The organism is Sphingosinicella sp. (genome assembly GCF_013911755.1).
GTDB lineage: Bacteria > Pseudomonadota > Alphaproteobacteria > Sphingomonadales > Sphingomonadaceae > Sphingosinicella.
The window spans coordinates 46,599-65,578 of record NZ_JACESP010000001.1 but is presented as its reverse complement, the minus strand read 5'-3'; the positions used below and the strand labels follow the sequence as shown (position 1 = coordinate 65,578).

The 18,980-nt window shown below is 65.9% G+C and carries 22 protein-coding genes; 4 read left to right on the top strand and 18 right to left on the bottom strand.

What is annotated here, in order from left to right:
• Positions 1-7: 7 nt before the first annotated feature.
• From H2052_RS00400 to H2052_RS00385, 4 genes are all read right to left on the bottom strand, one after another.
• Complete coding sequence (locus H2052_RS00400) at positions 8-502, bottom strand: NAD(P)H-dependent oxidoreductase (RefSeq protein ID WP_293776561.1); 495 nt, start codon at positions 500-502, stop codon at positions 8-10.
• A complete protein-coding gene (locus H2052_RS00395) occupies positions 503-1,795 on the bottom strand; it encodes an acyl-CoA dehydrogenase family protein (RefSeq protein ID WP_293776559.1) in 1,293 nt (430 codons plus the stop codon).
• 78 nt (positions 1,796-1,873) lie between these two features.
• Positions 1,874-2,587: a hypothetical protein gene (locus H2052_RS00390; protein WP_293776557.1), complete on the bottom strand. Its 714-nt coding sequence runs from the start codon at positions 2,585-2,587 to the stop codon at positions 1,874-1,876.
• A 3-nt stretch (positions 2,588-2,590) separates the two neighbouring features.
• Entirely contained in the window at positions 2,591-3,778 is a 1,188-nt protein-coding gene (locus tag H2052_RS00385; protein ID WP_293776555.1) for a toxic anion resistance protein, read from the bottom strand.
• 80 nt (positions 3,779-3,858) lie between these two features.
• On the opposite strand from H2052_RS00385, the gene H2052_RS00380 reads away from it, so the two are divergent.
• The 4 genes from H2052_RS00380 (at position 3,859) to H2052_RS00365 (ending at position 7,600) form a co-directional block, all read left to right on the top strand.
• Positions 3,859-4,755, top strand: a complete 897-nt coding sequence (locus H2052_RS00380) for a hypothetical protein (RefSeq protein ID WP_293776552.1) — start codon at positions 3,859-3,861, stop codon at positions 4,753-4,755.
• A 1-nt stretch (position 4,756) separates the two neighbouring features.
• A complete protein-coding gene (locus H2052_RS00375) occupies positions 4,757-5,548 on the top strand; it encodes a cytochrome b/b6 domain-containing protein (protein ID WP_293776549.1) in 792 nt (263 codons plus the stop codon).
• Complete coding sequence (locus H2052_RS00370; RefSeq protein ID WP_293776547.1) at positions 5,545-6,306, top strand: molybdopterin-binding protein; 762 nt, start codon at positions 5,545-5,547, stop codon at positions 6,304-6,306. Before H2052_RS00375 ends, H2052_RS00370 begins: the two co-directional genes overlap by 4 nt.
• 160 nt (positions 6,307-6,466) lie before the next feature.
• Complete coding sequence (locus tag H2052_RS00365) at positions 6,467-7,600, top strand: sigma-54 dependent transcriptional regulator (RefSeq protein ID WP_293776544.1); 1,134 nt, start codon at positions 6,467-6,469, stop codon at positions 7,598-7,600.
• Here the strand turns inward: H2052_RS00365 and H2052_RS00360 are convergent.
• The 14 genes from H2052_RS00360 to H2052_RS00295 all read right to left on the bottom strand — a co-directional run bounded on the left by H2052_RS00360 (position 7,597) and on the right by H2052_RS00295 (position 18,969).
• Complete coding sequence (locus H2052_RS00360) at positions 7,597-7,914, bottom strand: hypothetical protein (RefSeq protein ID WP_293776541.1); 318 nt, start codon at positions 7,912-7,914, stop codon at positions 7,597-7,599. The genes H2052_RS00365 and H2052_RS00360 overlap by 4 nt on opposite strands.
• Positions 7,911-8,294, bottom strand: a complete 384-nt coding sequence (gene fliS, locus H2052_RS00355) for a flagellar export chaperone FliS (protein WP_293776538.1) — start codon at positions 8,292-8,294, stop codon at positions 7,911-7,913. The genes H2052_RS00360 and fliS overlap by 4 nt, the downstream gene beginning before the upstream one ends.
• Positions 8,294-10,279 carry a flagellar filament capping protein FliD gene (gene fliD / locus H2052_RS00350; RefSeq protein WP_293776535.1) on the bottom strand — a complete coding sequence of 662 codons (1,986 nt, stop codon included), beginning with the start codon at positions 10,277-10,279 and terminating at the stop codon, positions 8,294-8,296. The genes fliS and fliD overlap by 1 nt, the downstream gene beginning before the upstream one ends.
• A gap of 109 nt (positions 10,280-10,388) precedes the next feature.
• Entirely contained in the window at positions 10,389-11,516 is a 1,128-nt protein-coding gene (locus H2052_RS00345; RefSeq protein WP_293776532.1) for a flagellar type III secretion system protein FlhB, read from the bottom strand.
• Positions 11,517-11,519: 3 nt separating this feature from the next.
• Positions 11,520-12,299, bottom strand: a complete 780-nt coding sequence (fliR, locus tag H2052_RS00340) for a flagellar biosynthetic protein FliR (RefSeq protein WP_293776530.1) — start codon at positions 12,297-12,299, stop codon at positions 11,520-11,522.
• A 112-nt stretch (positions 12,300-12,411) separates the two neighbouring features.
• Positions 12,412-12,681: a flagellar biosynthesis protein FliQ gene (gene fliQ / locus H2052_RS00335; RefSeq protein WP_293776527.1), complete on the bottom strand. Its 270-nt coding sequence runs from the start codon at positions 12,679-12,681 to the stop codon at positions 12,412-12,414.
• An 11-nt stretch (positions 12,682-12,692) separates the two neighbouring features.
• Positions 12,693-13,487, bottom strand: a complete 795-nt coding sequence (fliP, locus tag H2052_RS00330; protein WP_293776524.1) for a flagellar type III secretion system pore protein FliP — start codon at positions 13,485-13,487, stop codon at positions 12,693-12,695.
• Positions 13,477-13,785, bottom strand: a complete 309-nt coding sequence (locus tag H2052_RS00325; protein ID WP_293776522.1) for a flagellar biosynthetic protein FliO — start codon at positions 13,783-13,785, stop codon at positions 13,477-13,479. Before H2052_RS00325 ends, fliP begins: the two co-directional genes overlap by 11 nt.
• Positions 13,786-13,813: 28 nt before the next feature.
• Entirely contained in the window at positions 13,814-14,128 is a 315-nt protein-coding gene (gene fliN, locus H2052_RS00320) for a flagellar motor switch protein FliN (protein ID WP_293776519.1), read from the bottom strand.
• A gap of 18 nt (positions 14,129-14,146) precedes the next feature.
• Positions 14,147-15,136 (bottom strand): flagellar motor switch protein FliM, encoded by a 990-nt coding sequence (gene fliM, locus H2052_RS00315; RefSeq protein ID WP_293776516.1) that lies wholly within the window; start codon positions 15,134-15,136, stop codon positions 14,147-14,149.
• Positions 15,137-15,144: 8 nt separating this feature from the next.
• Positions 15,145-15,708, bottom strand: coding sequence for a flagellar basal body-associated FliL family protein (locus tag H2052_RS00310; protein ID WP_293776513.1), 564 nt, complete (start codon positions 15,706-15,708; stop codon positions 15,145-15,147).
• An 11-nt stretch (positions 15,709-15,719) separates the two neighbouring features.
• Positions 15,720-17,156: a flagellar hook-length control protein FliK gene (locus tag H2052_RS00305; RefSeq protein WP_293776510.1), complete on the bottom strand. Its 1,437-nt coding sequence runs from the start codon at positions 17,154-17,156 to the stop codon at positions 15,720-15,722.
• 75 nt (positions 17,157-17,231) lie between these two features.
• Complete coding sequence (locus H2052_RS00300; RefSeq protein WP_293776507.1) at positions 17,232-17,648, bottom strand: hypothetical protein; 417 nt, start codon at positions 17,646-17,648, stop codon at positions 17,232-17,234.
• A gap of 1 nt (position 17,649) precedes the next feature.
• Complete coding sequence (locus tag H2052_RS00295; protein WP_293777205.1) at positions 17,650-18,969, bottom strand: FliI/YscN family ATPase; 1,320 nt, start codon at positions 18,967-18,969, stop codon at positions 17,650-17,652.
• Between the last annotated feature and the right edge of the window lie 11 nt (positions 18,970-18,980).

The window sequence follows — 18,980 nt, the reverse complement described above, 5'->3', positions numbered from 1 at the left end:
CCATCCCCTACACTATGCCCATCGCAAGGCCCGCCGCCAGCGCATGGCCCATATCCCGGCACGCCTCAAGATCGTCCGGACCTATCACCTTTGGTGCGAGGATCGCTTCGGGCGTGTCGGCATGGGTCAGCACGATGCGCGGATCGGCGGCGGGTTTCAGCCGCCAGCCGGTTGCGATCCGTTCGATCTGGCGTATGGCGTTCGTCCCGTCCGTGCCTGCGCAGACGAGCGTTACGTAGGGCCGACCCTCGATGCGGCCGAGCGCGGGATAGTAACAGCGGTCGAAGAATGCCTTCATCACGCCCGCGATCGCGGCGAGGTTTTCCGGGCACGCGAAGATGTAACCGTCCGCCGCGAGCAGGTCGTCGGGGCTGGCCTCGAGGGCCGGTTTCAGCACAACCGCCACGTCCTCCTCCCGGCGCGCGCCCTGCGCCGCCGCGTGGGCCATCTGACGCGTACCGCCGGTCATGGAGTGCCAGACGATGAGGAGCCGCTTCGTCATTTACGCGCCCGCGAACGCGGCCTTCCGCGGCCCCATGTAGCCGAACAGGAACGCCGCGACCTTGCGCATCTGAATTTCTTCGGCCCCTTCTGTGATGCGGTAGCGGCGGTGGTGGCGGTAAATGTGCTCGAACGGCTTGTGCCGCGAATAGCCGATGCCGCCGTGCACCTGCATGGCGCGATCCGCCGCCTCGCAGACGAGCCGGTTCGCCCAATAGTTGCACATGGAAACGCGGTCCGAAAGCGCGCGCTCGATCGCCTTGTGCGGCATCCGGTCCATCTCCCACGCGGTCTTGCGGATCAGCAGCCGCAGCATCTCGGCCTGCGTCGCGAGTTCGACGAGCGGGAACTGGATCGCCTGGTTTTCCGCGAGCGGCTTGCCGAAGGGCTTGCGCGTTCGCGCGTATGTCACGCTCTCCTCGATGCAGAACACCGCCGCGCCGAGCGACGAGGCCGCCTGCCGGATGCGGTTCTGGTGGACGAACGACTGCGCGAGCGCGAGCCCCGCGCCCGGCGTGCCGAGCACAGCGGTTTCGGGCACCCAGACGTTCGTGAACGACACGCGCGGATGGTCCGTCGGCATGTTGAAGGTCCAGAGATATTCCTCGATCTTCACGCCCGGCGTATCGGACGGCACGAGGAGGCACGTGATGCCCCGCGCGTCGCCATCCGCGCCGTCCGTACGCGCGAAGGTCGCGCAATGCGTGGCGACGTGCATTCCCGTGGTCCACATCTTCTCGCCGTCGATGCGCCAGCCGGGCACGCCGCCGCGCGTTTCGGGTACAGCGCGCGTTTCCATGTGCGTCGCGTCGGAGCCGTGGTCGGGCTCGGTGAGGCCGAAGGCGACGATGCGCTCGCGGTTGAAGCCGCCGAGGATGAACTCTTGCTTCTGCGCCTCGGTGCCGAATTCCTCGAACATGGCGACGAAGGGGAAATTGCCGACGATCGAGTGCTCGTTCTGAAGATCGTTGTGGAGGCCGAGGCCCTTGGCGGCGAAGTGTTCGCGGATCACCGCCATCCAGAGGTTGGAGCCCTCCCTGCCGCCGTACTTTTTCGGTGCGGAGAAGCGCCAGTGGCCGGCCGCGTCGGCGCGGCGCTGGGCTTCGGCGAGCAGCGCTTCCCATTCGGGGTGGGGAAGGCCGCCGTTCTCGAAATCGGTGCGTGCCCATTCGCGGCGGTGGTCGAAGTAGCGGATGTTATCGGCCGCGCGCTCGAGCGGTCTGATCTCCGCTTCGATGAAGGCGTCAAGTTCGGCGAGGTAGGCGATGAGCTCGGCGGGCAGATCGAAATCCATGGGTCCTCTCCTCGCCCGCCAGATAGACATGTGCCGGGGCGCGCGTCCACCGCACGGGATTGAGAGGCCGTCAGACTTCTACGTAAGTGTGCCGTTTTCCTTGTAGCGCTGTTCGAGGAACTTGCCTTCGACGGCAAGCGCATCGAGATCACCGCGCACAAGCTGCTCGGAAAGGCGGCGAAGCTCATCGGCTATGGTGACAAGACCTTCCAGAAGCTGCTGCTCCGGCTCGCTCCCCGGCGTGCGATAGGCCTGCGGCACCTTGAGGTAGGTGTCGACGAGGCGCGGCAGATGCTCGCCGATGAGGCGGCGCGCGTCGCCCGCGATGGGCTGGCCGGCCGGCACCTGCCCAAGCTGCTCGCCGAGCACTTCGAGGCGCAGCAGGATCTCGTCGATCAGCTTCGACGCGCGCGCCGGGAGGCTGCGCCGCTGGCGCTCCAGCCACGCCTCGACACGGCGGGGAATCGCAGCAAGATCGGTATTTTTCATGGCCTGCGGGGTCGGCATCTCCGCCTGCGGGCGACGCAGCAGAAGCCAGCCGCCGACGCCCGCCACCGCGAGCACGAGCAGCAGGAAGCCGTTTATGCCGAGCGGCGCGATGAACATCGCGAAAAGCAACGCGGCCAGCGCGATCCCGCCCGCTGCCATGCCCGCATTGGCGATACGTTGCGCCACTGATTTTGCGTGCCGCTGCGTGCGCCTGAGCGCGGCGGCGCGGCCCTCCGGCGTCTGGCCAAGGCGTTTCAGTGCCTCGTCGGCACGGCCCAGCATCTGCGAAACATCACGCGCCACGGGTCAGCCCTCGATCGCCTTGAAGGTCGTCGCCGGGCCCTTGATCTGCGCCTGCGACGCACCCTCGGCGCGCGCGATGTAGCCGCGCGACTTCTCGACCTCGCCCGACAGCGTCTCGACCGTTTCCTTCATCGAGGCCAGCGCTTCCATCTTGAACGTGTCGATCGAATCCATCGTCGCGTAGATGTTTTCGAAGGCGCGCTTCAGCGTTTCGATCGGGATCGTCGCGGACGCGGCCTGCTTGTGGATTTCGCCCGTCTGGTTCCTGAGCATCGTGCTCGTCGAATCGATCACGCCCGCCGTCGTCGTATTGAGCGCCGTGATCTGGTCGAGGACAAGTCGCTGGCTGGTCAGCGCCTGCGCGACCGTGACGGCCGTGCGCAGCGCCGACACCGTCGTCGTCGAGGCGCGGTCGACGCCTTTCGTCAGCTCGACATTGTTCTTCTTGACGAGATCGAGCGCGAGATAACCCTGCACGCTCACCGCCATCTGCGTGAGAAGGTCGGTCGTCCGCTGGCGCGCGTAGAACAGCGCGCTTTCGCGGATCGCCTTGGCCTTCGCCGGGTCGGAAACCTCAAGCTCCGCCGCAGCCGCCTCAAGCTTCGCGTCCAGCGTCTTCGAGACGTGGATCATCTGCTCGAGCTTCTCCATCGTCTTCCAGAGGTTCTGGCGCTCGACGTCGATCGCGGCATTGTCGCGGAACAGCTCCTCGCGGCTGTTCGACAGGTTGTCGAGGATGCCCGAAATGTGGCTCTGCGCTGAGCGGTACTTGTCGAAATAGCGGTTGGCGCGGCTGCCGAAGGGAATGATGCCGAGAATCTTGCGGGGGGCGAGTTTCTTGCCGTCCGTGCCCGGATCGAGGTCTTCGACCGTGCGGCGCAGCGCGACGAGGTCCTTGCCGATATTGCCCTCGGCATTGATCGCCTTCACCGGGCGATCGAGGAAGCGGTTCGATTGCTGCGCGGCCTCGGCGATTTCGCGGCGGCCGAGCGCCGTCACCTCATCGACAAGCTTGCCGAAGGCGGGGCTGTTCGCATCCTGCGCCAGCAGATCGTCGACGAAGCTGTCGACTGTGGCTTCAAGCTTGGTCTTTTTCTCGTCGCTGATCGGCACGAGTCCCGCTGCTTTTTCGGGCGCCACGGCGATCACGGGATCGGGGGCCTGAAGCTTCAGCTCGGTTTCGGTTTGCATTACCGCTCCTAATGATCCGTTTCCTGTCCTATGCTTACCACCATATTGGGTGTGTTAGCCACATAATACAAGAGGACGCCGTGAACAGCCTGTACCGCCTGACACTGCCCCCGCTTGCACTGCTCGCCGCGAGCGCGGCCGCGCAGCAGCCCGAGCCGACAAGCGCGGCGGATTCCGCGCTGCACCTGTCGCGCACGCTCGGCATCAGCCTTGAAGAGGCGGAGGCACGGATGCGGCTTGCGGACCGACTCGCCGTGTTCCAGCTCCGCGTGCGCTCCGACCCGGATTTCGCGGGCCTCTATCTCGAGCACGAGCCGAAGGCGCAGGCCGTTGTGCTGTTCAAGGGCGATGCCGCCGCAAAGCTGAAACGCTACGTCGGGGACGACGCCTTTGTGGCGCGCAGCGTCGACTATTCGCTCGCAGACCTCACCGCCGCCGAAACCGAAGCGAAAGACGCGTTCCAGGCCGCCGGGCTGGCGCTTGTCGGTACTGAGCGGGACATCGAGGCGAACCGCGTCCTCCTCCATGTCGTCGACGATGCGGCGGCAAAGGCCGCCATCGCCGCGGGCCGACTGAAGCTGTCGCCAGCGGTAGTGCTCGATGTCGTCGGCGACGACAGCATCCCGCGCCCGCAGACGCTGGGTGCCGTCACCCATTTCCCGCAGGCGCGCGATCCTTCGGGCGCCGCGATGCGGGCGCTTTTCACGGGCACGCTGTTCGTGAAGGACGGGTGCCTGCGCGTCGGCAGCGAAGCCGGCGAGAGCCGCCTCGTGCTCTGGCCCTCCTCCGCCCGGCTTTCCGAAGAGGGCGGCAAGCTCGTCGTGCGTGACGGCGCGGCGGGCCGCACGCTCGCGGTCGGAAGCGCCGTGTCGCTTTCCGGCGGCGGCACCACCGAACCGCCGCCGCCCGGCTACCTGCTGGAAGGCATCCCGCGCGCCTGCACCGGTCCTTACTGGATCGCGGCAAAGGGCTGGTAGCGTGATCGTCCGCCGCCACAGGTTGCCCGTCAGGCTCTGGCACTGGACGAATGCGATCGCGGTGTTCGTGCTGCTGATGAGCGGCCTGATGATCTTCAACGCGCACCCGCGCCTCTACTGGGGCGCATACGGCGCCAATCCGGACCCGGCCTGGCTGGAAATCTACGCGACGCGCACATCCGGCGTGCTGCGTGTCGGCGATCTGCGCGTCGAGACGACCGGCGTGCTCGGGCGCTGGACCGACCCGAACGGCGTCTCGCGCGCGCTTGCCTTCCCGCACTGGGCGACGATCCCGTCCAATTACAATCTGGCGCTCGCCCGGCGCTGGCACATCGCGTTCGCATGGCTGCTCGCCGTCGCGGGGAGCCTGTACCTCGTCTGGACGGTCGCCAGCCGCCATGCCGCTGAGCTTCTGCCAGGCAGGCGGGAGCTTGCGCCCGCCCACCTGTGGCAGGACATCAAGGCCCACGCCCGGCTTCGCTTCCCGCGCGGCGAGGCGGCGCTCCGCTACAACGTGCTGCAGAAGCTCGCTTATGCGGGCACGCTGTTCGCCCTGCTGCCCGCGATGGTGCTGAGCGGTCTTGCCATGTCGCCCGCGATGGACGCGGCGTGGCCCTGGCTCGTCGACCTGTTCGGCGGGCGGCAATCGGCGCGATCGGTGCATTTCATCAGCGCGGCGCTGATCGCCGCCTTCATCGCCGTGCATTTGCTGATGGTGCTGCTCTCGGGCCCCTTGAACGGGATCAGGTCGATGATCACCGGCCGCCACCGCATACCGGATGATACGCCATGAAACACCTTGTTACCCGTCGCGGACTCGTCGGGAGTCTCGTTGCCGGCGCCGGCCTCGCGGTTTCGGGCTGCGACCGGCTCGGCCAGAGCGAAGGCTTCCGAGAGGCCCTGTTCAGCGCCGAAAAGCTTACAATGCGCGCGCAAAGGCTGATCAGCAGCCGTGAGGCGCTCGCACGCGAGTTCAGCGCGGCGGAGATGTCACCCGTGTTTCGCATGAACGGCAACACGCTGCCCGCTGACCCAGCCTATGCGCGCCATGCGGCGAACGGCTTTGCGGACTGGCGGCTCGTTGTCGACGGGCTGGTCGAGCGCCCGCTGGCCCTGTCGCTGGGCGCGATCCGCGCCCTCCCCGCACGCACGCAGATCACGCGGCACGATTGTGTGGAGGGGTGGAGCGCGATCGGCAAGTGGACCGGCGTGCCGCTGAAAACGCTGCTCGACGGCGCCGGGCTTCGGGACGGCGCGCGTTATGTGATCTTCCACTGCGCCGACGATTTCCGCGGCACGCGCTACTATGAATCGATCGACCTCATCGATGCCTTCCACCCGCAGACGATTCTCGCCTGGGGTATGAACGATGCCCCGCTGCCTATCGGCCACGGTGCGCCGCTGCGCCTGAGGGTCGAACGGCAGCTCGGCTACAAGCACGCCAAGTTCGTGACGCGCGTTGAGGTCGCGTCAACCTTTGCTAACACCGGCAGCGGGAAGGGCGGTTATTGGGAAGACCGTGTGGGCTACGAATGGTACGCCGGAATTTAACCGTTACACGTCAGAAACGGCCGGAATGCTGCGCTTTCGTAACGAACCAGTGAAATTTACAATGCATTGAGAATTAAGGATTCCATGTATAAATTTCGTTAACCATTTCACTGTTACACCCTGTTTCACGGCGGCAGGGGTGTCGCCGAGGGGGAACATGATGACGGTTGCAACGGGGGCTGCAGCGGGCGGCGGTATGGCCGAACTGGAAACGCTGCTTATCGGTCGCAGTGAAGCGATCGTCAGGGTTCGAAACCTCATCATGCGTCTCGCCGGTTCGCAGGCTTCCGTGCTCGTCACGGGCCCGTCCGGCACCGGCAAGGAGGTCGTCGCGCGCTGCCTGCACCTCGCCTCTGCCCGTCGGAACAACGAATTCGTCGCCGTGAACTGTGGCGCCATCCCCCGCGAACTCATCGAATCGGAACTCTTCGGCCACGAAAAGGGCGCTTTCACCGGCGCGCTGCAAAGCCGCAAAGGTCGCTTCGAGGCCGCTGACGGCGGCACGATTTTCCTCGACGAGATCGGCGACATGCCCGCCGACATGCAGGTGAAGCTGCTGCGCGTTCTCGAAGAACGCAAGATCGAGCGCGTCGGCAGCAACAAGACGATGGCCGTTGACGTGCGCGTCATCTCCGCCACGCACAAGAACCTGGAGCAAGCGATCGCCGAGGGGCGCTTCCGCGAAGACCTCTTCTACCGCCTCAACATCTTCCCGCTGCAGCTGCCGGCGCTCGCCGATCGCCGCGAAGATATTCCGATGCTGATCGCGCACTTCCTGAAGCAGTCGGGCACGAAGCTGCGCTTCGACGCCTCGGCGCTGCGCGCACTCTGCCAGCACAGCTGGCCGGGCAACATCCGCGAGCTGCGCAACGTCGTTGAACGCGCAGTCGTGCTGTTCGGCGAGGGCGACATCGGCGTCGACGACGTCGAAATGCTGATCGGCGCGACGCTCGAGCGCCGCGAACTTGCGAACGAGGATGCCGCGCTCTGGGAAGCGACCAGCGTTTCCGAGGAGGAAGCCGACACGCGCCTGCCGGAAACTGCCCCTGTCGTGCCGCTTCGCCCCTATGGCACCAACAGCTTCGACATGGACCCGCGCGGGCTTCTGGGCGCCGGCACGTGCGACATGCGCGCGCTCGTCGCGAAACTCGAACAGTCCTTGATTCACGCGGCGCTGGAACAGAGCGGCGACATCGTCGCCGACGCTGCCCGCGTCCTTGGCCTCCAGCGCACCTCGCTCATCGAAAAGATGCGCAAATACCAGATCGGCCGCGGCGAACGCGCCGTCGCCTAAGCCGTACGCGTTTTCCCGTAGAGTCTGCGCGCTGTGCCGGATTGGCGCAGCGCTTGGACGCTGCGCTCGTGCGCACGGCGACCGACATCGATGGCGTGGCCGATGGTCACCGCCTGCGATTCGGCCTGACGCAGCGCGCCGAGCGCCTCTGCCCGCAGCGCAGGATCGGCAGCCAGCCCCGAAAGCGTCTGCACGAGTGCGAGGCGAACCGTTTCATAGCGCTCAACAGCCGTCCAGTCGCCGCCTGCCGCAGCGTGCGCCGTCATGCCCGAGAGCGATTCGAGATCGGTGAGAAGGGCCGGAATCGCGGTCACGGGCGAATCTGCCGCCACGCGTCTCCAAGGCCGGCAGCGGCCTCCGTGGCGGCCGCCAAACGGCGCGAATCATTGTCGCGGCCAGCCGCGATCGTCTCCTGGCGGAGATAGCCGTAGGCCGACGAAAGCGATTGCGCGACCGGGCCGCCGCGATTGAAATCGAGGCTCGATTCGAGACCGTGCAGGATCGAAAGCGCGCGGCTGATGCGGCTGCTCTTCAAAGCGAGATCGCCCCGGTCGATCGCGATGCCCGCCTGCCGAAGCGCGGAGAGCAGTTCGTCGTACAGCATCTCGATCAGGCGGTGCGGGTTCGCCTGCTCGGTGCGGGTAGCGGTGTCGATGGCGGCATACTGCTGCCGCGCGCGAAGGGCCTGCATCATCAGCCCTGATCCCGTGTCCACATGTCGATCTGCTGTTTCATATATTCCTGCGTGCTTTTGAAAGCCGCGACGGCGCGCTCCATCGCTGCGAACTGGATCGTGAGCCGCTCCTCGAGCGCAAGGCTGCGCGATTCGACGCGCGCCTGCTCCTCGGCGATCGCCTCGGCTTCCTTCGCCAGGCGTTCCGACGTGGTCTTGAAGCCGCCTCCGCTCGCGGAAAGCTGCTTCTGCATGTCGGAGATCAGCCCGGAAACCGTCGACCGCACGACAATCGTCGCCGACGTCGCGCTGCCGAGGATATTGAGGGCAAGGCCGGATGCCGCCGACGAGGAGGGCGCGATCAGGCGGTTGCCGATGCCGATTGCATCGACGCCGTCGATCTTGCCCGAAGCGTTCGTGCCCGCCGTCGCGGTCGGCACGTCCAGGCCGAGCGTGGCCGCAAGCGTGCCGTCGAGGCCAACGAGCGTGACGCCCGAGGTGCTGCCCACGCCTTTCGAGGTGAAGGTGAAGGCCGATCCGTCCCACGCGGCCGTCAGCGACAGACCGAACGACTTCAGTACCGAATCATCGTTGATGGCGGTCTGGAACGCCGCGGCGAGCGCCGCACCGGTCGCATAGCTGCCTTCAGGGAGGTTGATGGCGAGCGAGGTGCGGCCGTCGAGCGTGACCGTGAAACTCTTGTTCGTCGCATCGATGACGACCGGCACGTCGAATGCCGAAGGCGCGGCCGCGCCGTTCAGCTTGCCCGAGGTCGCCGCGACGATATCGGTGACGGCATAGGTGCCCGGCTTCGCTGCGCCGAGGCTGTTTGCGATCTCGACGAGCGCGGAACTGCTGGTCTGCCCGGGCACGAACATGTCGTGGACGCGGCCCGGATGATTGGTCACCGCTTTCGTGAGCGCCTTATCATCAATGCTGAGCGTGCCGTCGCGGTTGGTCTTGATGCCGATCTCCGAGAGGCTCGACGGGCCGCCGCCGTCCGTCAGCAGCGTCTTCGTGCTGAGATCGGCGAGCATACGCTTCAGATCGCGCGTCGTGCGGTCGCCCGCGAGCGCGCCCGCGGCGCCGCCCTCCTTGCCGGGCCGGGTTTCCTCGGCGAGCATCGAGATCAGCTGGTTGTAGACATCCACATAGTTGCCGACCGCCGTCTTCAGCGTCGTCGCATCATAATCGCTGGAAATCGTCACGGGACCGTCGGTGACCTTCTTGAGGTCGAGCTTGAGGCCCGAGACAAGGTCCGAGATGCTGTTCGTCGGCCGCTCGACGGTGATGCCGTCGATCACGACGACGGCGTTCTTCGCCTGCGCCGTCCATGTCATCCCCGCGGTGCCGGGGCCGAACTCGAAGGCCTCAAGGCCTGCGCTGCCGTCTATCGCGAACGCCTTCTCCGCGCCGGTTTCGCCGCGCAGCACGAGGCGGGCGCCGCTTGAATCCTCGACGATCGAGGCAGTGACGCCGGCGTTCGACGCGTTGATCGCCTGCTGGAGCCCGACGAGGCTGTTGTTTTCCGGCCCGATCGCGATGGTAAGGGGCGCGGCCGTGCCCGCGGTGAAGCCCGCCGGGGTGGGGAACGTGCCGGTAAGCGTGCCGAAACTAATCGTGAGCGTGCCCTCGCCGATCGGCGCGTTGCGATCGGCAACCGCTCCCGACGCGACCGTCTGCCGCTGCGCGAGCTGCGTCGCCTCGATCGTGTGCGACAGCGACGGCGGGCTCGACGAACCGGTGAGCGAAAGCGCGATCGATGATGTGTCGCTGCTGATCACCTGGCGGCCGAGTGCGCCGCTGCTGACCAGCGAGCCAAGCGCCGTCGAGAAGGCGCTGAGCGCCGAGCTGATCGTGGAGAGGCTGGAAATCTTGGCGTCAACCGCCGTCTGCCGCGCGGTCAGGGCCTTGTCGCTGCCTGCGCGCTGCGCGGCGACGAGATCAGCGATAAGCTTTTGCGTATCGATGCCCGACCCGCTGCCGAGCGCCGTCAGAATGGACATTGGACCTGCCTTCTCGTTCGTGCGGACGCGCGCCATCCGCTCAATCTGTTCACGACCGGTTTTGCGCTGGATTTAGGGAATAATCGGTAAAGATTCGCAGGTTTCTCGATCATAGCGGCTGCCCCTTCTCGTCGAAGCGCGCACCTTCCGGTACGTCGATTTCGGGCTGGGTCAGGCGGTCGCGCTCCACGCTGAATACGAACGCCAGCACGCCGGCGACGGCAACGTAGAGATCGTCGCGGATTTCCTGCCCGATTTTCGAGGTGAAGAAGACGGCGCGGGCGAGCAGCGGATAGCTGAGCACAGGCACGTCATTGTCCGCCGCAAGCTCGCGAATCACCTCGGCGACAAGATCCTTGCCCTTCGCGACGACGACAGGCGCGAGGTCGCGGGTCTTGTCGTAGCGGAGCGCGACGGCAAAGTGCGTCGGGTTCGTCAGCACGACGTGAGCTTGGCTCATTCCCGCACGCATGTTGTTGCGTGTGGCTTCACGCTGACGGCGGCGAATCTGCATCTTCACCTCGGGCGAACCTTCGGTCTGCTTGACCTCGTCCTTGATCTCCTGCCGCGACATCTTGAGCTTGCGCATCAGCTGGATCGCCTGCAGCGGAATATCGACCCCGGCAACCAAGACGAGTCCGGCCGACAGGATGAGCAGGAACGCGATCGCGAGATGCCCGGTGTGCGTGATCGCGCCGATCACGTCTTCCGCGCCGAGCGCGGCCATATCGCGCGCATAATCGGACAGCATCCACCAGCCGATCGCGCCGACGAGCACGACTTTCAGGATCGATTTGCCGAGCTCGGTGAGGCCCTGCATACCGAAGGTGCGCTTCACGTAGTTCATCGGGTTCATGCGCGAGGCCTTGGGCGCGATGAGCGACATGTTGAACTGGAACGTGCCGAGCAGCGCCTGGCTCGCGAGCGCGGCCGTGAAGCAGGTGAGCAGCAATCCGGCAAGCGGAAACGCGACAACCTTGGCGAGCGCCCAGGTCATCGCAGCGGGCTGGAAGTTGGTGCCGCCGTGCTTCAGCCCGAGGAGGCCCGTTTTCAGCATGGTTTCGAGGCTTGAGACCATCCAGCCACCCGCAAGCGCCAGATAGCCTGCGCCGATGAGCATGACGAGCGCGGTGGTCAGCTCGCGCGAGCGAAGGACATCGCCCTTTTCCGCCGCGTCGCGTTTGCGCTTCTCGGTCGGGGCCTCGGTTTGCTGGTCCTGTTCGGGTTTATCGGCCACGGCCTACCGCCCTCCCAGCCACGTCTGCGCCTCGTCGAGGCCCGTGTTCGCGGCGGATTGCATGAGGTCGCTCATCGCCGGGAACGCAATGGCGAGCACAACGAAGCCGGTCATCAGCGTCAGCGGCAGACCGACCGCGAAGATGTTGAGCTGCGGCGCCGTGCGTGTCAGCACACCCACGAGCAGGTTGAGCGCGAACAGCGCGAAGCCCACCGGCAGCGCGATGGCGAGCCCGCCCGCGAACACGAAGCCGCCGAACTTCACGATCGCCCAGAAATGATCGCGCGTCAGCCAATCACCGCCGAGCGGCATCAAGGCATAGCTCTCCACGATCAGCCGCACGAGAATGAGGTGACCGTTCAGCGCCAGGAACAGCAGCGTCATGAGGATCATCAGGAACTGGCCGACGACGGCGCTGTTGTTGCCGCTCTGCGGATCGACCATGTTGGCAAAACCGAGGCCGATCGAATTCGCAATATACTCACCCGCGAGCAGCGGCGCAGCGAAGGCGAGCTGGAGGATGAAGCCCACGGAGAGCCCTATCATCAGCTCCTGAATCACGATCACCAGGCCCTGCAACGACAGGATATCGTAGGGCACGTCCACCGGATACACGGAGAGCACAAGCACGCCGATCGCACCCGCAAGCACGATGCGCACCTGCAAAGGCACGCCGATCGCGGAGAAGATCGGCGCCGCCACCAGCGTGCCGCCGATGCGCAGCATGGCGAACATCAGCTGCATCAGCCACGCCTCTATCCCGACGGAGAGAATAGCGCTCATGCTTCAAGTCCGTTGGTGCGTCCCTCGACTTCGCCCGGGATGATGGACGTGGTGCTCCATACAGTCTTCATCCCGAGCGAAGTCGAGGGACGTACGACGTCAAGTCCGCTCGTCATCTGACGAGGTCCGGAATCCGCGAGAAAATGTCCTGCGTGAAATCAACAAGCAGCCCCATCATCAGGCCCCCGAAGAGGCCGAGGCAGACGAGCACGCCGAGCAATTTGGGCACGAAGCTGAGCGTCGCCTCGTTGATCGAGGTTGCCGCCTGCACCATGCCGAGCAGCACGCCGATGGCGAGCGCCGGGATGATGACCGGCGCGGAGACCAGCACGAGAATCCAGAGCGCCTGTCCGGCGGCGGCGGTGAAATAGGCTGCGTCCATCGCCTGTCTCCTCAACTCGTGAAGAAGCTGCCGGCGAGCGAGCCCATGGTGAGCGCCCAGCCGTCGACGAGAACGAACAGCAGCAGTTTGAAGGGAAGCGAGATCAAGGTCGGCGACAGCATCATCATGCCGAGCGACATCAGCACGGCGGCGACGACGAGATCGATGACGAGAAACGGCAGGAAGATCAGGAAACCGATCTGGAACGCCGTCTTCAGCTCGCTGGTCACGAACGCGGGCAGCAGCACCGAAAACGGCACATCCGAAGCCTGCTCGTAGGCGCCGTCCTTCTTGAGGTTGGCGAAGAGGATAATGTCCTTCTGCCGCGTCTGCGCCATCATGAAGCGGTGCAACACGGTGCCGCCCTTCTCCACCGCCGTATCGATCGGCATCGCGTTCGCGGCATAGGGCTTGAAGGCGGTTTCGTTGATCTCGGTCAGCGCGGGGCTCATCACGAAGAAGGTGAGGAACAGCGACAGGCCGATCAGCACCTGATTGGGCGGCGTCTGCGCAAGTCCGAGCGCCTGCCGCAGGATCGAGAGCACGATGATGATGCGCGTGAACGCCGTCATCATCAGGATCACTGCCGGCAGAACCGACAGCAGCGTCATCAGAACGAGAACTTGCAGCGAAAGCGAAAGCGGCTGGCGCGCGCCAGGCGCGGCAGCGCCGGTCAGCGTATCGGCGGCGAACTGAACGGGCGAAGGTCCGGCAGGGGCCGTTGTTTGGGCAAGCGCGGGCGCGGCGAGCACGAACAGCACGGCGACGAGAAACGGCGCGAGGCGCATCAGGCGATCAGCTCGCATCGTCGTCATCCTCGACGGTGAAGCTGAGAGCGGGAACTTCGGAGAGAAGGTTCGCGCCCTGCTTCGTTACCGCGAGCAGCAGGCGCTTGCCTTCGAAATCGACGACGGCGAGCTTGACCGCCGGGGTGAGGAACACCGTCTCGGAAAGCCGGGCAGCGGAGCGAACAGTGGTGCGGGACTTGAGCCCACCCGTGAGGCCGCCGAGGTTATAGCGTTTTGCGAGCCACAATCCGGCGACGATCAGTCCGCATACCAGCGGCAGCATGATCGCCAGCCGCAACACATAGTCCCCGATCAAGGTCCACCCCCGTCAAAATCTTGACGCGTCAGATGTCCTTGACGCGTTCTCCCGGTGCCACAATGTCGGTAATCCGTACGCCGAAGCGTCCGCCGACCGTCACCACCTCGCCCCTCGCAAAGAGTGTGCCATTTGCGAACAGGTCGAGCGGGGCGCCCGCCGGGCGATCGAGTTCCACGATGCTGCCCTCATTGAGATTCAGCAGATCGCGAATTTTCACTTGGCTGGTGCCGACTTCGACCGAAAGGCGAACATCGATTTCCTGCAGCAGGCGAAGGTTCGCCGACCCCGGCTTCCAGGGATCGTCGGCCTTCTGGGTTTCGGCGGTTTCAGTCTCGCTCATGTCGGACTCCTTGGAATATTATCGGTTGGTGGTGGCGCGGGGACGCGCAATGGAACGGATCTTGAGCGCGGCGTTGCCGTTGGCCTCGCCGGGCGCACCGATCCCGAAGGTGGTTTTCTCGACGAGCATGTGCAGCTCTTCGGGCACATGGATCGGCACGACGTCGCCGACCTTCAGTGCCATGATGGCGCTCAGCGACATCGTCGGTTCCGCAAGGATCGAGCGCACCGGCAGCTCGACATCGAGCAGCGCCGATTTCAGCCGCCCTTTCCAGCTCGGATCGGTCTCGCTCTGATCGGTGATGACGCGCAGGCGCAGCAGCGGCATCAGCGGCTTCAGCGCATTCAGCGGGTAGACAACATCGACCGCCGACGTGCCGCCACGCGGCAGATGCACGAGGAAACGCGTGACCACCACCATGTCGTTGGTTTCAAGGAACGAGAGGAATTGCGGGTGGCTTTCGCTTGAAATGCGGCTGAACTGGAGGTGGAAGATATCCGCCCACGCCGCATCGAGCTGCGCGAACAGACGACCGAGCAGCGATTGCTGCACGCGGTCTTCGGCGGCGGTGAACTCGTTGGCGCGCACTGCGGGCGCTTCGCCCCGGCCACCATAATACGCGTCGACGATCGCGCCGATGAGATCGGGCTTCATCACCACAAGGCCGTGGCCACGCAGCGGCTCCATGCGAACGATGGTGAGGCTGAGAAAATCCCCGAAGCCTTCGGCGTAACTGCCGAATGATTCGAGCGAGGTGAGACCGCAGTCCACCTTGGGCGCGACGCGCAGCATCGGCTGGAAAACCTGCCGCATCCCGCGCGCCAGGCGCTCGTTCAGCATATGCAGCGCATGAAGATCCCCGAACTCGCGCTCGTCGCCGCTGTCGAAGCTCCACGGCGCGATCACGCCATCGGGCATCACCCCCGCGCCGGATGCGATGCTGCCGTCGGCGATGCCCGCCTGCAGCGCTTCGATCTCTTCCTTGCTGAGATTGAGTTCGGAACTCATTGCGTGTCCTACTGGATAACGAAGCTGGTGAAATAGACCTGCGAAATGCCGCCGAAGCCGACCTTGTCCTGAAGCGTCTTGTTGATCGCGGCGCGCAGGCGGCGTTGCAGGTCTTCCTTGCCCGCAGCCGTCGCGACATGATCCGCGGACTGCTCGCCGAGCACGCCGAGCACCGCACTGCGAATCGCCGGCTCGTTCTTCTCGACCGCCTCGATCACGCGGCTGTCGTAGTTCGTGGCGACGCCGAGCCCGACCTGAATGTAGCGATTGGGATCGGTGAGGTTCGCGGTGAACTCGCGCTTCATCTCGAAATAGGTCGTCTCGTACTGACCGTCGCCATCGGCATCGGTCTGCGCCGGCGCCTCCTCGTCGGCGCCTTCACGCTCGACGAGTTGCGGCTTGTTCTTGTCCTCCTTGGGCGCATGGTCGCCGCCGCCGATGAGGCCGCTCGACGTCGCGTACCAGCCGCCCGCCGCGCCGCCGCCGAGCAGAACGAGCGCGCCGATCACGGGAATGAGCTTGCCGACAAGGCCGCTCTTCTTCTTTGGGGCAGGTGCGGGAGTGTCACTCATTTCAATCTTTCCTAGGCAAAGCGCTCGATGGCGGTCTGGCGAACAATAGCGCGAACGGTTTCGGCCTGCGATGCGGCGCCGCGCGGGCGCCCTCCGAACGACGGCTCGGTCGGCACCTCGCGTGGCTGCTCGCCGCGATCCTGGCGCCCGCTGCCGACATCGACGGAGGCCTCCTCGAGGCGAACTCCCCGGCTTTCCATCATCGATTGGAGGCGCGGCGCGGCGTCAGCGAGGAAACCCTGCGCAGCGGCGGTTTCCACAGTGAAATGCACCTTCGCCTGATTGCCGTTCGTCTCCAGCCGGATGAAGAGATCGCCGAGTTCGCGCGGCTTCAGGTGCAGCTGCGCCTCGCGGCGGTCGCCGTTCACCAGCGTCTGCACATCGGCGGCGAGCTGATCGACCCATTGATCCTCGACCGCGTTGCCGATGAACAGATCATTGAGCAGCGCCTCGTTCGAAGCGATCTGTCCGTGCGCCACATCCGCGATCTGCGGGCGTGTCTCGGCCACAGGATTGTGGATCGCGGCAAGCACGGCCTGTGCGGTCTGCGACGCTGGGAGCACCTCGCGCAGCGGCGCGGGCGTGCCGGGCGTTTCGGAATCGGTGCGCTCGACGAGCGCACGCAGCGCCGGATCGGCCTTTTCGGCCGCCTCGACGACAGCGCGCATTTCGCCGCGCATCGCCTGCATCGGCATCTCAGGATGCTGCTTGACGGGTGCCTGGACGGCCGGGGCATTCGTATTCGTCGCGGGCAAGGGCGCCGCTTCCCCGGCTTCCGCATCGGCCGCCACGTTCGCTACCTGCGGCAACGGAGCCGCGCGCGCGGCATCATCGGGAGAGGCGCGACCGGGAACCACGACGGGTTCGGCTTCCACCTGATCCGGTGAAACAGTGTTCGCTGCCGCGACCGTTGGTGCAGCCACGACCACCGGGGCCGCGGGCGGAACAGGAAGCGGAGCGGGCTGGGGTGCGGCCAGGACCTCCGGCGATATGGCCGGGGCTTCAGGCGTGTCGCTCTCCATATCCGTGTCGAGCGCGGGAACCGCCGTATCGGTTTCGGGCTGTGCGTCAGCGGCAAGGCGATGCCGCGCCGCGATCGCCGCGAAGCGGGCGCTCTGCGTTTTCGGCTCGGGCGCCGGCGATTGCTGCGCGGGCATTGCGGGAAGCTGGAGATCGAATGCCATGTCGGCGCCTTCATCGGTTTGGTCGAGCGCTGCGCCCGGCACGGGAACGGCCTGCACGCTTTCCGCCGTCGGGTTTCCGTCGCCGGCCGACGGCAGTCCGACAGGAAGGCCCGGCACGGCGCCCTTGGCGGGCGGCGCGGCCTTCAGGGCCATGATCGACAGGAAATCGGGCACGGATGCCGGGATTCCGGGGCGGATGGCGGTCTGCACCGACAAATCCGGCATCCCCAGAAGTTCCCCAAGACCAGTCGCGGTGACGGACATTTGACCCCCATTGCTTACTCAGGCGAACACTCAGCAATAAGCGTGCCATTTTGGGGCGGGTCGGTGCGACGCCCTTCAGGCGCGCGTGATGCGTCGCGGTGGTGCGGCGCGTTCCAGCCGCGCTTCAACCTCGCGGGCCTCGGCGGCCTCGGCGCGGTCCGCGAGTTCTTCGGCGGCGCGCTTGCGGCGATGCGCGCTGAGCGTCACCTGCCGGGCATCTTCGAGCCGCACCTCGGCGCGGGCGGCGCGGTCAAGCGTGTTGGCAAGCGCCTTGCCCAGCCGGTCGTATTGATGTGCCATGGACTTGAGCGCGAAGGCCGCCGCGTCGTCGGCGACGGGCGTGTAGGAATGGCGCAGTGTCTCGATGCGGTTGCGCATCTGGCGCAACTGGTCGAGATCCGCGGCAGCCTTGCCCTCCTCGGCAAGCGCGCGCTGCTTCTGGAGGCCGCGAATGCGCGCGACACGCGCGAGACGATCCGCCTTCCCCGCCAACTCAGTGCTCGCCGAACTGCTGCGTGAGTTCCGCGACCGACGCCGTGAGGTCGACGGGCGCATCCTCGGCCTGCACAATGTAGGCAGTGAGGCTCGCCTGAGCGGCGATAGCGGCGTCGAGTGCCGGGTCGCTGCCGCGGTTGTAGGCGCCCATCAGAATAAGGTCGCGGTTCTCTTCGTAGAGCGAGAACAGGCGCTTCAGCATCTGCGCGGCGCGGATGTGCGGCCGCTCGGCGACGTCGCTCATCACGCGGCTGATCGAGGCGGCAATATCTACCGCCGGATAGACGCCGCGCTCCGCCTGCTTGCGCGAGAGCACGATATGCCCATCAAGGATCGCACGCGCCGCATCGACGACCGGATCGCCCACGGTGTCGTCGCCATCGGCGAGCACGGTGTAGAAGGCCGTGATCGAACCACCCGATTTCGCGTCATTACCGGCGCGCTCGATGAGGTTCGGCAGCAGCGAGATGACTGACGGCGGATAGCCTTTCGCGGTCGGCTGTTCGCCAAGCGCAAGACCGATCTCGCGCTGCGCGTGCGCGACGCGGGTGAGACTGTCGATGATGAGCAGGACGTTCTTGCCCTGCCCGCGGTAGTATTCGGCGATCGCCGTGGCGCGGTGCGCGGCGCGGATGCGCATGATCGGGGAATGGTTTGCGGGAACCGCGACAACGACCGACCGTTGGCGCGCGGGCCCGTGCAGCTTGGTCGCCAGGAAATCGGTGACCTCGCGGCTGCGTTCGCCGATCAGCCCGACGACGACGACATCCGCCTTCGAATAGCGTGTCATCATGCCGAGCAGCACCGATTTGCCGACGCCAGACCCCGCGATGATGCCGACACGCTGACCGCGCCCGAAGGTGAAGAGACCGTTGAGCGCGCGCACGCCGACGTCGAAAGCTTCGGTCACGCGCGCGCGTTCGAGCGGGTTCTGCAGCCGCCCGACGAGCGGCCAGTCCCGCTCCGCCTCGATGGGCCCCAGCCCGTCGAGCGGCAGGCCCGCACCATCGATGACACGGCCGAGAAGACCGTCGCCCACCTCGACGCGCGACTGGTTGCTTTGCGGAAACACGCGCGCATCGGGAAGCACGTCGGCGCGCTGGCCGAGCGACATCAAAATGCAGCGGCCGTTTTTGAAACCGATGACTTCCGCCTCGGCCGCTTCGTCGCTGGCCGTTTCGATGCGGCACACGGTGCCGACCGGCGCCGCGAGGCCGGAGGCTTCCAGAAGCGTGCCATCATAACTGGTGAGCCGCCCGATCTGGAGCGGCGCGGTGTCAACCGGCGTCCTGCCGATGCCGCCGAGCAGATCGGCAATATCCTCGGTCG

What these genes read in the sequence shown, in the direction of transcription:
- H2052_RS00400 (WP_293776561.1), bottom strand. Translation starts at nt 502, where the DNA reads ATGACGAAGCGGCTCCTCATCGTCTGGCACTCCATGACCGGCGGTACG.
- H2052_RS00395 (WP_293776559.1), bottom strand. Translation starts at nt 1,795, where the DNA reads ATGGATTTCGATCTGCCCGCCGAGCTCATCGCCTACCTCGCCGAACTT.
- H2052_RS00385 (WP_293776555.1), bottom strand. Translation starts at nt 3,778, where the DNA reads ATGCAAACCGAAACCGAGCTGAAGCTTCAGGCCCCCGATCCCGTGATC.
- H2052_RS00370 (WP_293776547.1), top strand. Translation starts at nt 5,545, where the DNA reads ATGAAACACCTTGTTACCCGTCGCGGACTCGTCGGGAGTCTCGTTGCC.
- H2052_RS00365 (WP_293776544.1), top strand. Translation starts at nt 6,467, where the DNA reads ATGACGGTTGCAACGGGGGCTGCAGCGGGCGGCGGTATGGCCGAACTG.
- fliS (WP_293776538.1), bottom strand. Translation starts at nt 8,294, where the DNA reads ATGATGCAGGCCCTTCGCGCGCGGCAGCAGTATGCCGCCATCGACACC.
- fliD (WP_293776535.1), bottom strand. Translation starts at nt 10,279, where the DNA reads ATGTCCATTCTGACGGCGCTCGGCAGCGGGTCGGGCATCGATACGCAA.
- fliR (WP_293776530.1), bottom strand. Translation starts at nt 12,299, where the DNA reads ATGAGCGCTATTCTCTCCGTCGGGATAGAGGCGTGGCTGATGCAGCTG.
- fliQ (WP_293776527.1), bottom strand. Translation starts at nt 12,681, where the DNA reads ATGGACGCAGCCTATTTCACCGCCGCCGCCGGACAGGCGCTCTGGATT.
- fliP (WP_293776524.1), bottom strand. Translation starts at nt 13,487, where the DNA reads ATGCGAGCTGATCGCCTGATGCGCCTCGCGCCGTTTCTCGTCGCCGTG.
- fliN (WP_293776519.1), bottom strand. Translation starts at nt 14,128, where the DNA reads ATGAGCGAGACTGAAACCGCCGAAACCCAGAAGGCCGACGATCCCTGG.
- fliM (WP_293776516.1), bottom strand. Translation starts at nt 15,136, where the DNA reads ATGAGTTCCGAACTCAATCTCAGCAAGGAAGAGATCGAAGCGCTGCAG.
- H2052_RS00310 (WP_293776513.1), bottom strand. Translation starts at nt 15,708, where the DNA reads ATGAGTGACACTCCCGCACCTGCCCCAAAGAAGAAGAGCGGCCTTGTC.
- H2052_RS00305 (WP_293776510.1), bottom strand. Translation starts at nt 17,156, where the DNA reads ATGTCCGTCACCGCGACTGGTCTTGGGGAACTTCTGGGGATGCCGGAT.